This is a genomic window from Kitasatospora sp. NPDC051914, from assembly GCF_040680995.1.
GTDB lineage: Bacteria > Actinomycetota > Actinomycetes > Streptomycetales > Streptomycetaceae > Kitasatospora.
Genome location: NZ_JBFAXX010000034.1, coordinates 1 through 13,388, shown reverse-complemented (window position 1 = coordinate 13,388; position 13,388 = coordinate 1). Strand labels below are relative to the sequence as shown.

At 74.1% G+C, this 13,388-nt stretch carries 12 protein-coding genes; 6 read left to right on the top strand and 6 right to left on the bottom strand.

The window, feature by feature from the left end:
* Positions 1–48 precede the first annotated feature (48 nt).
* Positions 49–282, top strand: a complete 234-nt coding sequence (locus AB0M03_RS22415; protein ID WP_363493526.1) for a hypothetical protein — start codon at positions 49–51, stop codon at positions 280–282.
* Between the two features lie 7 nt (positions 283–289).
* On the opposite strand, the gene AB0M03_RS22410 is transcribed toward AB0M03_RS22415, so the two are convergent.
* Both AB0M03_RS22410 and AB0M03_RS22405 read right to left on the bottom strand, forming a co-directional pair.
* A complete protein-coding gene (locus AB0M03_RS22410; protein WP_363493524.1) occupies positions 290–1,633 on the bottom strand; it encodes an MFS transporter in 1,344 nt (447 codons plus the stop codon).
* A gap of 77 nt (positions 1,634–1,710) precedes the next feature.
* The gene (locus AB0M03_RS22405; RefSeq protein ID WP_363493522.1) at positions 1,711–2,298 is read right to left on the bottom strand and encodes a hypothetical protein; all 588 of its coding nucleotides are present in this window, start codon (positions 2,296–2,298) and stop codon (positions 1,711–1,713) included.
* A 47-nt stretch (positions 2,299–2,345) separates the two neighbouring features.
* Here AB0M03_RS22405 and npdG point away from each other — a divergent pair, with 47 nt between their 5' ends.
* Together npdG and AB0M03_RS22395 are read left to right on the top strand one after the other, a co-directional pair.
* Complete coding sequence (npdG, locus tag AB0M03_RS22400; protein ID WP_363493520.1) at positions 2,346–3,047, top strand: NADPH-dependent F420 reductase; 702 nt, start codon at positions 2,346–2,348, stop codon at positions 3,045–3,047.
* Between the two features lie 179 nt (positions 3,048–3,226).
* Positions 3,227–3,427: a hypothetical protein gene (locus tag AB0M03_RS22395; protein ID WP_363493518.1), complete on the top strand. Its 201-nt coding sequence runs from the start codon at positions 3,227–3,229 to the stop codon at positions 3,425–3,427.
* Positions 3,428–3,482: 55 nt separating this feature from the next.
* Here the strand turns inward: AB0M03_RS22395 and AB0M03_RS22390 are convergent, their stop codons facing one another.
* Positions 3,483–4,292, bottom strand: a complete 810-nt coding sequence (locus AB0M03_RS22390; RefSeq protein WP_363493516.1) for a site-2 protease family protein — start codon at positions 4,290–4,292, stop codon at positions 3,483–3,485.
* Positions 4,293–4,457: 165 nt separating this feature from the next.
* On the opposite strand from AB0M03_RS22390, the gene AB0M03_RS22385 reads away from it, so the two are divergent.
* Entirely contained in the window at positions 4,458–7,781 is a 3,324-nt protein-coding gene (locus tag AB0M03_RS22385; RefSeq protein ID WP_363493514.1) for a BTAD domain-containing putative transcriptional regulator, read from the top strand.
* Between the two features lie 22 nt (positions 7,782–7,803).
* Here the strand turns inward: AB0M03_RS22385 and AB0M03_RS22380 are convergent, their stop codons facing one another.
* The 3 genes from AB0M03_RS22380 to panB all read right to left on the bottom strand — a co-directional run bounded on the left by AB0M03_RS22380 (position 7,804) and on the right by panB (position 10,648).
* Entirely contained in the window at positions 7,804–8,619 is an 816-nt protein-coding gene (locus AB0M03_RS22380) for an ABC transporter permease (RefSeq protein WP_363493512.1), read from the bottom strand.
* The gene (locus tag AB0M03_RS22375; RefSeq protein WP_363493510.1) at positions 8,616–9,626 is read right to left on the bottom strand and encodes an ATP-binding cassette domain-containing protein; all 1,011 of its coding nucleotides are present in this window, start codon (positions 9,624–9,626) and stop codon (positions 8,616–8,618) included. Before AB0M03_RS22375 ends, AB0M03_RS22380 begins: the two co-directional genes overlap by 4 nt.
* Before the next feature lie 155 nt (positions 9,627–9,781).
* A complete protein-coding gene (gene panB / locus AB0M03_RS22370; protein WP_363493508.1) occupies positions 9,782–10,648 on the bottom strand; it encodes a 3-methyl-2-oxobutanoate hydroxymethyltransferase in 867 nt (288 codons plus the stop codon).
* A 262-nt stretch (positions 10,649–10,910) separates the two neighbouring features.
* Here panB and AB0M03_RS22365 point away from each other — a divergent pair, with 262 nt between their 5' ends.
* Together AB0M03_RS22365 and AB0M03_RS22360 are read left to right on the top strand one after the other, a co-directional pair.
* Entirely contained in the window at positions 10,911–12,497 is a 1,587-nt protein-coding gene (locus AB0M03_RS22365) for an MFS transporter (protein ID WP_363493506.1), read from the top strand.
* A 50-nt stretch (positions 12,498–12,547) separates the two neighbouring features.
* Positions 12,548–13,231, top strand: a complete 684-nt coding sequence (locus tag AB0M03_RS22360; protein WP_363493504.1) for a TetR/AcrR family transcriptional regulator — start codon at positions 12,548–12,550, stop codon at positions 13,229–13,231.
* Positions 13,232–13,388 lie beyond the last annotated feature (157 nt).

The following is a 13,388-nucleotide window of genomic DNA, read 5'->3' as shown; positions in this document are numbered from 1 at the left end:
GCCGGGAAAGGATCACCCCAGGACGACGTCACCGACAGGAGCAGCCCCATGGCACTGGGATTCGGCCGCAAGCCCACGGGAAAGCCGGGCGAGTGGTTCTACTGCATCAAGCACGGCAAGGTCGAGGAGGGGCCGGAGTGCCCGGCCAAGGACCGGCTCGGCCCCTACGCGACCCGCGGCGAGGCGGCCGCCGCGCTGGAGATCGCCGCCGAGCGCAACCGCGAGTGGCAGAACGACCCGCGCTGGCGCGACGACCGGCCGGCCGGCGACGACGAGGACTGACCGCCCGTCAGGCCGTCGGAACGGGCTCGCGGCCGCCTGCGCCGGTGCTGCGCCCCTCGGCCGCGGCCCGCACCGCCTCCGCGTGCGGATTCGTCCGGGAGTCGTAGGCGAGCAGGCTCGGCAGGGCGACGGCGAGTGCGGCGACACCGAGCACGCAGGCCGCGCCGCCGCTCCAGATCGCGCCGCGCACCCCGATCAGGCCGGCCGCGCCGCCCGCCCGGACCTGGCCCAGCTGCGGGCCCACCGAGTAGCTGAGCAGCTCCACCCCGGCGAGGCGGCCGCGCAGTTCGTCGGGGATCGACTGGTTCCACATGGTGGAGCGGGCGGTGCCGCTGATCTGGTCGGCGCCGCCGGCCGCCGCCAGGCAGAGCAGCACCAGCCAGATGTTGCCGGCCAGCCCGGCCAGCACCATGGCGGCGCCCCAGCCGAGGGCGGCGAGGACGAGCATCCGGCCGTGCCGGTGGATCCGCGACGTCCAGCCGCTGGTCGCCGAGACGGCCAGCGCTCCCGCCGCGGAGGCGCCGTAGAGCAGGCCGAGCGCCCAGCCGGCGTCCAGCTCGGCGGCCAGGAACGGGAAGATCGCCACCGGGTAGGCGAACAGCATCGCGCAGACGTCGATCGCATAGGTGCCCAGCAGGTCCTTGCGGCTCCACGCGTAGCGGACGCCGGTCGCGACGGCCCGCAGCGAGGGGCGTTCGGCGCCGCTCGACGGCGGCACCGCCCGGATGCGGACGAGCAGCAGCAGCGAGACGGCGAAGCTCACCACGTCCAGCGCGAACGCGGTCTGCACCCCGGCGACCGCCACCACCACACCGGCCAGCGCCGGGCCGGCCACCGAACCGACGTTGCGGTACAGCGAGTTGAAGGCGAACGCGGCGGTCAGCTGCTCGTGCGGGACGATCCGCGGGGTCAGCGAGTCCAGGGCCGGCCGCTGCAGGCCGTCCACGGCGGCGACCAGTGCGGCCACCGCGTAGACCGGCCACAGCATCGGCTCCGGCAGCAGTGCGTTGACCAGCAGCAGGGCGCTCAGCACGCCCAGCCCGCCCTCGGAGAGCAGCACCAGCCGGCGGCGGTCCACGGCGTCCGCCAGCGCACCGCCCCACAGGCCGAAGACCACCAGCGGCACCAGCTCGAACGCCCCGACCAGTCCCACCTGGAAGGACGAGCCGGTGAGCTCCTTCACCTGCAGCGGCACCGCCACGTAGGTCAGGAAGCTGCCCAGGCTGGAGACGCAGCCTGAGCTCCACAGCAGGCGGAAGTCCCGCGAGGTGCGCCAGGGGGCGGTGTCCGGGAGCAGCCCGCGCAGGGTGGTGCGCAGCCGCCGGGGCGATCGGGGTGGTTCGGAGCTCACGGTCGGCCATCCTCGGCCCGCCCCCGCGGCGGGGCAACCGAATTACCGGCCGTACACCACCGGCCGCGGGCCGCCGCTCACCAGCGCAGCACCGGCGGCGCCACCAGCCGCTCCGCCAGCCCGGCCAGCCGGCTGCGCAGCCCCCGGGAGGGCCGCGCCGAAGCGGCCGCGCCGACCAGGTGCTGCACCAGGTCGAACGGCCCCTCGCCGGCCACCGGCACCGCCAGCCGCTCGTGGGCGAGCGCACCGAGCTCGTGGTCGCCGGCGTCCAGCGCGAGCACGGTGGCCCCGCCCCGGCGCGCGCCCTCGACCCGCTCCAGCAGGCCCTCACCGGCCTCCTCCGGCGCCACCACCAGCACCGTCGCGCCGCGCCGCGCCTCGCCGAGCCGCTGCAGGCCGTGCGCCAGGTGGTCCGGCGCGGCGGCCGGCACCCGGTGCCGCAGCAACACCGGGGTGAGGCCGCCGATGCCCGTGCAGGCGGCCTCCTCGTCCAGATGGGCGGCCAGGTGCCACGGCTCGTACCGCTCGGTGCCCACCAGCAGCAGCCCGGCGGCGGAACGCCGGGTGACCGAGCGGTGCAGCGCCCCGCCGAAGGCCCGGGTGACGTCCAGCAGGCCGGTGCCGACCAGCGTCGCGCTCAGTGCGGAAAGTCTCACCGCGTCCATGCGGCACAGCATGGAGGAGGGCCCCGGGCTTTGGCAGGATCTTGTCCATGACGCAACCCGAATCGGTGAATCCTGCCGCTGCTGCGGCCCCCGCTCCGCTCGACGTGTCCTCGCTCGTGGTGGGTGTCCTCGGCGGCACCGGCGACCAGGGCCGCGGCCTGGCCTACCGGCTCGCCAAGGCCGGCCAGCAGGTCGTGATCGGCTCCCGGACGGCCGAACGCGCCGAGGCCGCCGCCGGGGAGATCGGCCTCGGCGTGCGGGGCGCGGACAACGCGGCGTGCGCCCGGGAGAGCGACATCGTGATCGTCGCGGTGCCCTGGGACGGCCACGCCGGCACCCTCGCCGCCCTGCGCGAGGAACTCGCCGGCAAGATCGTCGTGGACTGCGTCAACCCGCTGGGCTTCGACAAGCAGGGCGCCTACGCGCTCAAGCCGGAGGAGGGCAGCGCCGCCCAGCAGGCCGCCGCCCTGCTGCCGGACTCCCGGGTGACCGCGGCCTTCCACCACCTGTCGGCGGTGCTGCTGCAGGACCCGTCGATCGAGCGGATCGACACCGACGTCATGGTGCTGGGCGAGGACCGCGCCGCCACCGACACCGTGCAGGCGCTCGCCGAGCGGATCCCCGGCATGCGCGGCATCTTCGCCGGACGGCTCCGCAACGCCCACCAGGTCGAGTCGCTGGTCGCCAACCTGATCTCGGTCAACCGCCGCTACAAGGCGCACGCCGGCCTGCGGATCACCGACGTCTGAGCCGGCCGGGAGGGACCTGCGGGAGCCGGGCGCCCATGAGGGGCGCGGGGAACCGCGCGGGGTGCCCGGCCACCTCCGACGACACCCCCCGGCCCCCGCGCGGGGTTCGGGGGGTGACAATGGGGTGCCAGCTGTCCCCGGCTCCGGCCGGGGGCGTCCCTGTCCAGGAGAGTTCCACCATGCCGCGCAACGCCCTGCTCGCCTCGATCGTCCTCGTGCTCGCGGTGACGGCCGCCGTCGTCTCCTTCGTCCAGGGCAACTGGTTCGGCGTGATCTGGGTGCTGATGGCCGGCGTCTCCTCGAACATGGCCTGGTTCTACATCCGCAAGGACCGCCAGGAGCGCGCCGCCGCGGCCCGCGTCGCCGAGCAGCAGCCGTAGGCCGGTCGTCGCGGCCGGGCACCCCGGGCGCCCCCCGGTGTGCCCGTGCCCGGGCTCACTCCCAGAAGCGGAAGAGGAACTGCCCGACCACCGGGTAGGCCTTGGAGACGCCGAACAGGTCGGTGATCGCGAACACCAGCTCCGAGAACCACCGGCTGGCCGCGGTCTGCCAGAAGATCACGAACACCGCGAGCATGCCGTACGGCGCGAAGGGCTCGATCGCCCGGCGGGTCTTGAGCGACAGCCAGGGCTCGACGATGCCGTAGCCGTCCAGGCCGGGCACCGGCAGCAGGTTCAGCAGGGCCGCACTGACCTGCAGGAACGCCAGGAAGCCGAGGGCCGCGGGGAAGGCCGAGACGATCAGCTCCTGGCCGTCCAGCACCGCCGGCTTCGCCGGGTCGTCGAACACCCCGGAGCTCACCAGCACCAGCAGGCCGATGCCGATCACCACGTTCACCAGCGGGCCGGCCGCCGAGATCAGGCTGTGCTTGAGGCGGCCGCGGATGCGGTGCCGCTCGATGTAGACCGCACCGCCGGGCAGGCCGATCCCGCCCATGATCACGAAGATCACCGGCAGGACGAAGCTCAGCAGGGCGTGCGCGTACTTGAACGGGTTCAGCGTCAGGTAGCCCTTGGCGCCGATGGTGATGTCCCCGCTGTGCATCGCCGTCCGCGCGTGCGCGTACTCGTGCAGGCAGAGCGAGACCATCCAGCCCGCCACCACGAACAGGAACACCCCGAACCGGGGATTGCCGAAGCCGCTCACCACCGCCCACGCGGAGGTGCCCAGGGTCGCGAGCAGCACCCAGAACACCGGGCTGATCCGGCTCTCCTCGCTGCGGCGCTGCGTGGTGGCGAAGGTCATGGTGCGGAGCTCCGAGTGTGGGCCGGGGGCGGGCAGGGACCGATCATGCCGCGCGGCTCGCGACGGCGACAAGCCGTCACGGAAGAACGCCCGGCACCCGCCCACGGTTCCACCGGCCCGGATATATGTGCGCCCGCCACGCGGCCCGTCGACCAGAATGGGGCCGTGCACTACGGCATCCTCGGAACCACCACGGCCCACCGCGACGACGGCACCCCGGTACCGCTCGGCGGTGCACGCCTGCGGGCCCTGCTCGCGGCGCTGGCGCTGCGCGAGGGCCGGCCCGTCCCGGCCGACCTGCTGGTGGACGAGGTGTGGGGCGACGACCCGCCGCAGGACGCCTCCGCCGCACTGCAGACCCTGGTCGGCCGGCTGCGCCGCACCATCGGCCGCGACGAGATCGGCTCCGGGCCCGCCGGGTACTGGCTGACCGGCCGACGGACGGACGCGGACGACTTCCGCCGGCTCGCCGCCGACGGCCGCCGGGCGCTCGCCGCCGGCGACCACCTGGAGGCCGCCGGCCACCTGCACAGCGCGCTCGCCCTCTGGCGCGGCCCCGCCCTCGCCGACCTGCCGGACCGGGTCGGCCCCGCCGTCCGGCTGGAGGCCCAGCGCGACGAGGCCCGCCGCCACCGGATCGCCGCCGACCTCGCGCTCGGCCGCACCGCCGACGTCACCGCCGAACTCGCCGAGCTCTGCGAGCAGCACCCGCTCGACGAGCAGCTGCACGCCCTGCTGATCCGCGCCCTGCGGGCCGAGGGCCGCACCGCGGAGGCCCTGCAGCGCTACGAGCGGGCCCGGCGCACCCTCGCCGACCGCCTCGGCGCCGACCCCGGCCCCGAACTGCGCGCCCTGCACGCCGAACTGCTGGCCCCCGTACCCGCACCGGCCGCACCCGCACCCGTGCCGGCCCAGACGGCCTCCCCCGCCGGGAACCTGCGCCCCCGGCTCACCAGCTTCGTCGGCCGCGACGGCGACCTGACCGCCCTCGGCCGGGCCCTGACGGCCGGCCGGCTCACCACCCTCACCGGGCCCGGCGGCTCCGGCAAGACCCGGCTCTCCGTCGAGGCCGGCCGGGCCGCCCAGGCGGACGGCACCTGGCCGGACGGCGTCTGGATGGCCGAACTCGCCCCGCTGGAGGACGACCTGGCCGTGCCGGCCGCCGTCGCCGCCGCGCTCGGCCTGCGCGAGACGGTGCTGCACACCGGCGGCGCCGTCGCCGAGGTGATGGACTCCCGCCGCGGCGACCCCGTCCGCCGGATCGTCGAGCACTGCGCCCCGCGCCGGATGCTGCTCGTCCTCGACAACTGCGAGCACCTCGTCCAGGCCGCCGCCGACCTCGCCGACCGGCTGCTCGCCGAGTGCCCCGGCCTCACCGTCCTCGCCACCAGCCGGGAGCCGCTCGGCGTCCCCGGCGAGTCGGTGCTGCCGGTCGAGCCGCTGCCCGACCCTGCCGCGCTGCGCCTGCTCGCCGAGCGCGGCGCCGCCGCCCGCCCCGGCTTCGACCCCGCCGAGGACCCGGAGGCCTGCGCCGAGATCTGCCGCCGCCTGGACGGACTGCCGCTCGCCATCGAGCTCGCCGCCGCCCGGCTGCGCGGCCTGACCCCCCGCCAGCTCGCCGACCGCCTCGACGGCCGGTTCGCCCTGCTCACCGCCGGCTCCCGCACCCTGCTGCCCCGCCAGCAGACGCTGCGCGCCGTCGTCGACTGGAGCTGGGACCTGCTCGGCGAGCGGGAGCGGGCCGTGCTGCGCCGGCTCTCCGTCTTCGCCGGCGGCTGCACCCTGGAGGCCGCCGAGCAGGTCGCCGCCGACGGCACCGACGTCCGCCGCGAGGACGTCGCCGACCTGCTGCTCTCCCTGGTCGACAAGTCCCTGGTCGTCGCCGACCTGGACGGCGGGCCGCGCTACGGGATGCTGGAGACCATCCACGAGTACGCCGCCGAGAAGCTCGCCGAGGCCGGCGGCGACGGTGCCGAGCAGCGCCACGTCCGCTGCTACCGCGAACTCGTCCGGACGGCCGACCTCCACCTGCACGGCGCCGGGCAGCTCGAGTGGCTCGCCCTCCTCGACCGCGAACTGGAGAACGTCCGGGCCGCGCTGCGCGCCGCCGTCGAACGCGGCGAGGAGCAGGAGGCACTGGTCCTCGCCCTGGGCATGAGCTGGTTCTGGTCGCTGCGCGACTACCGGCGGGAGGCCTGCGAGTGGTATGACGCGATCTGCGCGCTCGGGCCCGACGCCTACGGCCCCGACGCCCCCCGCCCGGTGCCGCTGACGACCGCTCCGCTGGACGCGCCGTTGCCGATGCCGCCCGAGATGCTGGAGGAGGCCCGCCGGCAGATCCAACTCCACCGGCTGGTGGAGACGTTCACCGGCGACATGGAGATGCTCGGCGACCCCGCCGCGCTCGACCTCTCGCACCGGGTGCTGGACACCTACACCCGGGACCTGCCGCAGTCCTACCGCTTCCCCGCGCTGCTGCGGGTGTTCGCGGTCTTCCTCTCCGGCGAGATGGACCGGATGCGGGAGACCATGGACGACGCCGTCGACGGTGCCCGCCGGCACGGCCGCCCGATGGACCTCGCCTTCGCCCTGCAGCTGCGCGCCCGGCTGCTCAACGACTGGGTCGGCGGCCTCGACCAGGCCGTCCGGGACAGCGCCGAGGCCCTGGAGATCTTCACCCGGCTCGGCGACCGATGGGGCATGTCCGAGGCGCTCTCCGCCCAGGCCGAGAACGCGGCCAAGCAGGGCGACGGCCGCCGGGCGGTCGCCGCCTACCGGCAGGCCATCGAGATCGCCGAGGAACTCGGCGCCCTGCAGGAGGTGCCGCTGCTCCAGACCCGGCTCGGCGAGGCGCTGTTCGAGTTCGACGAGGCCGAGGGTGAACGGCTGATCAGGGAGGCCCTGGCCGCCGTCCGGCACGGCAACCACGCGTCCGACGGCGCGCTGCTCTACGGCCGGCTGGTGCTCTGCAACATCCACACCCAGCGCGGCGAGTACCCGCAGGCCATCGCCGAGCTCGACCGGCTGGTCGCCACCCAGGAGGCGTTCGGGCCGCTGGTGCCCGGCGTCTTCCGCGGCATCGTGGCCTGCATCCGCGGCTGGGTGACCGCCCGGGCCGGCGACGCCCCCCGCGGCCTGGAGCTGCTCGCCGAGGGGCGCCGCACGATGGCCACCGTGCCCGGTGGCGCCAGCGCCTTCGCCGAGCACATGGGCGTGATGCTGCTGCTCCCGGCGTCGGGTGCGCTGCTCGCCCTCGCCGAGCAGCGCGAGGACGTGCGGGCGGCCCGCCGGGCGGCCGTGCTGCTCAGCGCCCACGACGCCCTGCACGGGGCGCCCGGCTCCCACATCGAGCGGCAGGAGCGCGACCGCCTCGTCCCGGAGATCACCCGGCTGCTCGGCCCCGAGGAGTACGCCGCGGCATGCGCCGAGGGCGGCCGCCTCACGGTGTCGGAGGCGGCCGCCCTGCTGGACGATCCCGGGAGGTTCTGACGGCCGGTCGGCCGGCGTCCCGTCAGGTCCGCTTGCGGAAGCGGGCGACGGCCAGCGGCGCGGTGACCGCGGTGATCGCCACCGACCAGACGAGCACGACGGTCACCGAGTGGGCCAGCGGCCCGCCGTTGATCAGGCTGCGGCAGGCGTCGGCCAGCGCGGAGAGCGGGTTGTACTCGGTGAAGGCCTGCAGCCAGCCCGGCATGGTGTCGGTCGGCGCGAAGATCGAGCTGCCGAACTGCAGCGGCATGACGACCAGCATGCTGACGCCCTGGACGGCCTGGGCGCTGCGCAGCGACATGCCGACCAGCATGGAGATCCAGACGATCGACATGCCGAACAGCAGGGACAGGCCGACCGCGCCGAGCAGCTGCAGGAAGCCGGTCTTGATCTCCAGCCCGAGGATCATCGAGAAGCCGATGAGGATGGTGAAGGAGACCAGGCAGCGGCAGGTCTCGGCGGCGATCTTGGAGAGCAGCACGGCGGCCCGGCCGATCGGCAGGGTGCGGAAGCGGTCCATCACGCCGGTCTGGAAGTCGCTGTTGAGACCGGTGCCGACGGCCATCGCCAGGTTGAGGCCGGTGGTGCCGAGCAGGCCCGGGATCATGTACTGGATGTAGTCCTGCTGGCTGCCGGAGACCGCGCCGCCGAAGACGTAGACGAACAGCACGGTGAAGATGATCGGGAGCAGCACCGCGTCGAGCATGGACTCCGGGTCGGCCTTGATCCGCATCAGGTTGCGGCGGGTCAGCGCGCCGACGTGGCGCAGGTGTCCGGCGAGGCCGATCCGCGGGTCGTCCAGCTGGGCCGGGGCGGGGGTCAGGGTGGCGGCGGTCATGCCACGGGCTCCTTGTCGAGGATCGGGGCGGCCGGGGCGGACGGCTTGCCGGTGATGGCGAGGAAGACCTCGTCCAGGCTGGGGAGTTTGGTGTCGATGCCCGCGATGCCGAAGCCGCGGGTGCCCAGCACGCCGACCACGGCGGTGAGCTGGTCCTCGCCGGTGAGCTGCACGGAGAGCAGACCGGTGTCGGCGGAGAAGGTCGCGGCCACGCCGGCCTCGTGCAGGCAGCGGGCCATCTCGGGCAGTTCGGCCGGGCGCAGCGGGCGGACCTGCAGGGTCTGGCCGCCGACCTGGGTCTTGAGCTCCTCGATGCCGCCGGCGGCGGTCACCCGGCCGCGGTCGATCACGGTGAGCTCGTGGGCGAGCTGCTCGGCCTCCTCCATGTACTGGGTGGTGAGCAGCACGGTGGAGCCCTCGGCGACCATCCGCTGGACCTCGTCCCAGACCTCGTTGCGGGTGCGCGGGTCGAGACCGGTGGTGGGCTCGTCCAGGTAGAGCACCTTCGGCCGGCCGATCATGGAGGCGGCGAGGTCGAGGCGGCGGCGCATGCCGCCGGAGTAGGTCTTGGCGGGCCGCTTGGCGGCGTCGGTGAGCGAGAAGCGTTCGAGCAGCTCGCCGGCGCGGGCCTTGGACTCCTTGGCGGAGAGGTCGAGCAGCCGGCCGATCAGGTAGAGGTTCTCGTAGCCGGAGAGCAGCTCGTCCACCGAGGCGTACTGGCCGGTGAGACCGATGGTGCGGCGCAGCTGCTTGGGCTGGCGCAGCACGTCGTAGCCGCCGACGAAGGCGGTGCCCGCGTCGGGCTTGACGAGGGTGGAGAGGATCCGGACGAGGGTGGTCTTGCCGGCGCCGTTGGGGCCGAGCAGGCCGAGGACGGTGCCCTCGCGGACGGTGAGGTCGACGCCGTCGAGCGCCCGGGTGGCGCCGAAGGTCTTGACGATGCCGCGGACTTCCACGGCGTTGTTGCGGGGCCCCCGGTCGTTCGGGGCGGTGGCGATCGGTGTCATGCCGCCAATCTGCCGGGGCCCGCTGTCGGCGCGCTGTCGTCCGGCTGTCAGCGGGCGGCGGCCGCTGTCACGCCGCTGCCGGCGCCCCGGTACGCCGACGGCGCGCCCGCCGGGGCGGGCGCGCCGTGACGCTGCATCGACCGGAGAGCTGGGTCTCAGCTGAAGCTGTGCTCGGGCGCGGGGAAGGCACCCGTGCTGACGTCGGCCGCGAACTCGCGGGCGGCCTCGCCGAGGACGGCCCGCAGGTCGGCGTACTGCTTGACGAACTTCGGCACCCGGCCGGCGGTCATGCCGGCCATGTCCGTCCAGACGAGCACCTGGGCGTCGGTGCCGACGCCCGCGCCGATGCCGACGGTCGGGATCGCCAGCTGCTCGGTGACCTGGGCGGCCAGCTCGGCGGGTACCGCCTCCAGCACCACCGAGAAGGCGCCGGCCTGCTGCACGGCCTTGGCGTCGCGCAGCAGTTGGTGCGCGGCCTCGTCCCCGCGCCCCTGCACCGGGTACCCGCCGAAGGCGTGCACCGACTGCGGGGTGAGGCCGATGTGCGCCATCACCGGGATGCCGGCCTCGACCAGCAGCTCGATGGAGCGGGCGCTGCGCTCGCCGCCCTCCAGCTTGACGGCGCCGACGCCGGCCTCCTTCATCAGGCGGGCGGCGTTGTGCATGGCCTGGGCGGGCGACTCCTGGTAGGAGCCGAAGGGCATGTCGCCGACCACAAGGGCCCGCTTGGTGCCGCGGACGACGGCTGCGGAGAGCATCACCATCTGGTCCATGGTCACCGGCACGGTGGTCTCGTAGCCGAGGTGGCAGTTGCCGGCCGAGTCGCCGACCAGCAGCACCGGGATGCCCGCCTCGTCGAAGACACCGGCGGTCAGCGCGTCGTAGGCGGTCAGCATCGCCCAGCGCTCGCCGTGCTGCTTGGCCTTGGCCAGGTCGCGCACGGTCACGCGCCGGTTGGTGATGCCGCCGTAGAGCACGGTGCCCTCCTGCGACGGGGCAGGCTGAAGCGGAGAAGCGTTCATCGAACAGACTCCTGAAGGGTTGTCGTCTCGTGGCGCCGTACGGCGTCCCCGGATCTGCTCCCATGCTTGCACGCCGCCCGCCCGCCGCAAAGACCCGGGGCGGCGGCTTTCCGGGCCCCTGGTGCGAACCCTTTACCCAGACTTTGCGATACGGATCCGTCTCGTATCGAAAAAAGGGCTAGGCTTGGGCCGAACGGGTTACGAGACGCTTTCGGCTCGTAAGTCCGCACAGGCACTCTCGTACGGACGGGGACTCCACACCATGACCACCGCAGCGCCACCGCGCTCACCCGACGCCATCCACCGTCGCCGCTGGGCGATCCTGGGCACCCTGATCCTCGCCCTGCTCGTCGTCGTCCTCGACAACTCGATCCTCAACGTGGCGATGAAGACCATCGCCCAGCCCGCCCCCACCGGCCTCGGTGCCAGCCAGAGCGACCTCGAGTGGGCGATCAACTCCTACACGCTGGTCTTCGCCGGCCTGCTCTTCACCGCCGGCCTGCTCGGCGACCGGCTCGGGCGCAAGTGGTCCCTGCTCGCCGGCATGGCCGTCTTCGGCCTCGGCTCGCTGCTCTCCGCCCTCGCGGACAGCCCCGGCCAGCTCATCGCCTTCCGCGCGGTCATGGGCCTCGGCGGCGCCTTCGTGATGCCCGCCACCCTCGCCATCATCATGAACGTCTTCGAGCGCAAGGAGCAGCCCAAGGCGATCGGCATCTGGGCCGGCGCCGTCGGCCTGGCCATCGCCATCGGCCCGATCACCGGCGGCCTGCTCATCGAGCACTTCTGGTGGGGCTCGGTCTTCCTGGTCAACGTCCCGATCGTGCTCGTCGCCCTCGTCGCCATGTCGATCCTGGTGCCGAACTCCCGCGACCCGAAGCCCGGCAGGCTCGACCCGGTCGGCGTGCTGCTCTCCGTGATCGGCCTGGTCGCCCTGATCTACGGCATCATCAAGGGCGGCGAACTCGCCGACTTCACCGCCGCCGGCGCCTGGGTGCCGATCCTGGTCGGCCTGCTCGCCCTCGCCGCCTTCGTCGTCTTCGAGCGGCGCACCTCCCACCCCGCGCTGGACGTCACCTGGTTCCGCAACCGGGTGTTCTCCGCCTCCGTCGTCGTCATCGGCGTGGTCTTCTTCGGCCTGATGGGCGTCTCCTTCTTCGGCGTCTTCTACACCCAGAGCGTCCGCGGTTACAGCGCCCTCCAGTCCGGCCTGCTGATGCTGCCGCTGGCCGCCGCCCAGATGGCCTTCGCCCCGCGCGCCCGGCTCGTCGTCGACCGCTTCGGCGTCCGCGCCACCTGCGCCGGCGGCATGGCCCTCGTCGCCGTCGGCTTCCTCGGCTACCTGCTGCTCGACGCCACCACCCCGATCTGGGTGCTCGTCGTCATCGGCTTCGTCATGGGCGCCGGCATGGCCCACGTCATGCCGCCGGTCACCGTCGCCATCATGGGCTCGCTGCCCCGCGAGAAGGCCGGCGCGGGCTCCGCCATCAACAACACCTTCCGCCAGGTCGGCGGCTCGCTCGGTGTCGCCGTCCTCGGCGCGGTGCTCTCCACCGTCTACCGCGACGGCATGGGCGACCACCTCGCACAACTCCCCGCCGCCGTGCGGGACAAGGCCGGCGAGTCCCTGGAGGCCACCCTGGCCGTCGCCGAGCGCACCGGCGCCCGCGACCTGGTCGCCCCCGCCCAGGACGCCTTCATGCACGCCATGCACGTGGTGGCCGGCCTCTCCGCGGGCATCACCGCCTTCGGCGTGGTGCTCGCCCTGGTGCTGCTGCCCGGCAAGGCCCCCGCCGGGCCGGCCGCCGTCCCGGCCCGGGCCGACAGCGAACCGCGGCCCGCCAAGGTCTGACCCCCCGGGGAGATCACCGGAGAACGGCCCGATCAGGAGAGAATGGCGCCATGCACACCGAACCGACCGTCTCGGCATGCGGCGCCGACGAGGACGACCCCGCCGCGGAGCTCTGCGCCCCGCGGCGGGGCCGTCCGCGCAGCGAGGCGGCCGAGCAGGCCATCTTCGCCGCCGTCGAGAACCTGATCGAGGACGGCAGGAGCCTCTCCGAGCTGTCGATCGAGGGCATCGCGGCCGCCGCCGGCGTCGGCAAGGCCACCATCTACCGGCGCTGGCCCAACAAGGAGGCCCTGCTGGTCGACGTGGTCGCCAGGCTGGAGTCCCCGCTCCCCGAGCGCACCGGCGGCACCGTCCGCGACGAGCTCGTCGGCATGATCGACTACATGCGCCGCCGCGGCCTCGCCAAGCGCTCCCGCTGGATGCTGAAGTCCGCCCTCAGCCAGATGAACACCTGGCCCGAACTCCGTCAGGCGTACCAGGAACAGGTGGTCGGGCCCCGCCGCGAGCTCGCCCGCGCCATCGTGCGCCGCGGCATCGAGGAGGGCGTGCTCCGCGCCGACCTCGACGTCGAACTCGTCTGCGAGATCATCACCGGCCCGATCCTGCTGCGCACCGTCCTGTGGGACGAGGCCCCGCTGGACGACCCGAAGCTCGCCGAGCAGATGGTCGACGCCGTGCTCAACGGCGTCGGCGCACAGCCGTCCGGTGGGCAGCCGTCCGGGCAGTCCCGCTGATCGGGGGCGTGCCGCAACCTCCCGGAGGCCCCTCGGCGTCCATGCCGTCATAGGCTGAGCCGAGAATACGACCGGGCGTGGGGGGGGGGTAGAACCCCAAGCGCCCCACACCCCCCACCCGCCCCGGCGGCGCGGGGCACGGCCCAACCCGGCGCCC

Excerpts from the sequence above, each read along its gene's own strand:
- AB0M03_RS22415 (WP_363493526.1), top strand. The coding sequence starts at position 49 with ATGGCACTGGGATTCGGCCGCAAGCCCACGGGAAAGCCGGGCGAGTGG.
- AB0M03_RS22405 (WP_363493522.1), bottom strand. The coding sequence starts at position 2,298 with ATGGACGCGGTGAGACTTTCCGCACTGAGCGCGACGCTGGTCGGCACC.
- npdG (WP_363493520.1), top strand. The coding sequence starts at position 2,346 with ATGACGCAACCCGAATCGGTGAATCCTGCCGCTGCTGCGGCCCCCGCT.
- AB0M03_RS22395 (WP_363493518.1), top strand. The coding sequence starts at position 3,227 with ATGCCGCGCAACGCCCTGCTCGCCTCGATCGTCCTCGTGCTCGCGGTG.
- AB0M03_RS22390 (WP_363493516.1), bottom strand. The coding sequence starts at position 4,292 with ATGACCTTCGCCACCACGCAGCGCCGCAGCGAGGAGAGCCGGATCAGC.
- AB0M03_RS22380 (WP_363493512.1), bottom strand. The coding sequence starts at position 8,619 with ATGACCGCCGCCACCCTGACCCCCGCCCCGGCCCAGCTGGACGACCCG.
- AB0M03_RS22375 (WP_363493510.1), bottom strand. The coding sequence starts at position 9,626 with ATGACACCGATCGCCACCGCCCCGAACGACCGGGGGCCCCGCAACAAC.
- panB (WP_363493508.1), bottom strand. The coding sequence starts at position 10,648 with ATGAACGCTTCTCCGCTTCAGCCTGCCCCGTCGCAGGAGGGCACCGTG.
- AB0M03_RS22365 (WP_363493506.1), top strand. The coding sequence starts at position 10,911 with ATGACCACCGCAGCGCCACCGCGCTCACCCGACGCCATCCACCGTCGC.
- AB0M03_RS22360 (WP_363493504.1), top strand. The coding sequence starts at position 12,548 with ATGCACACCGAACCGACCGTCTCGGCATGCGGCGCCGACGAGGACGAC.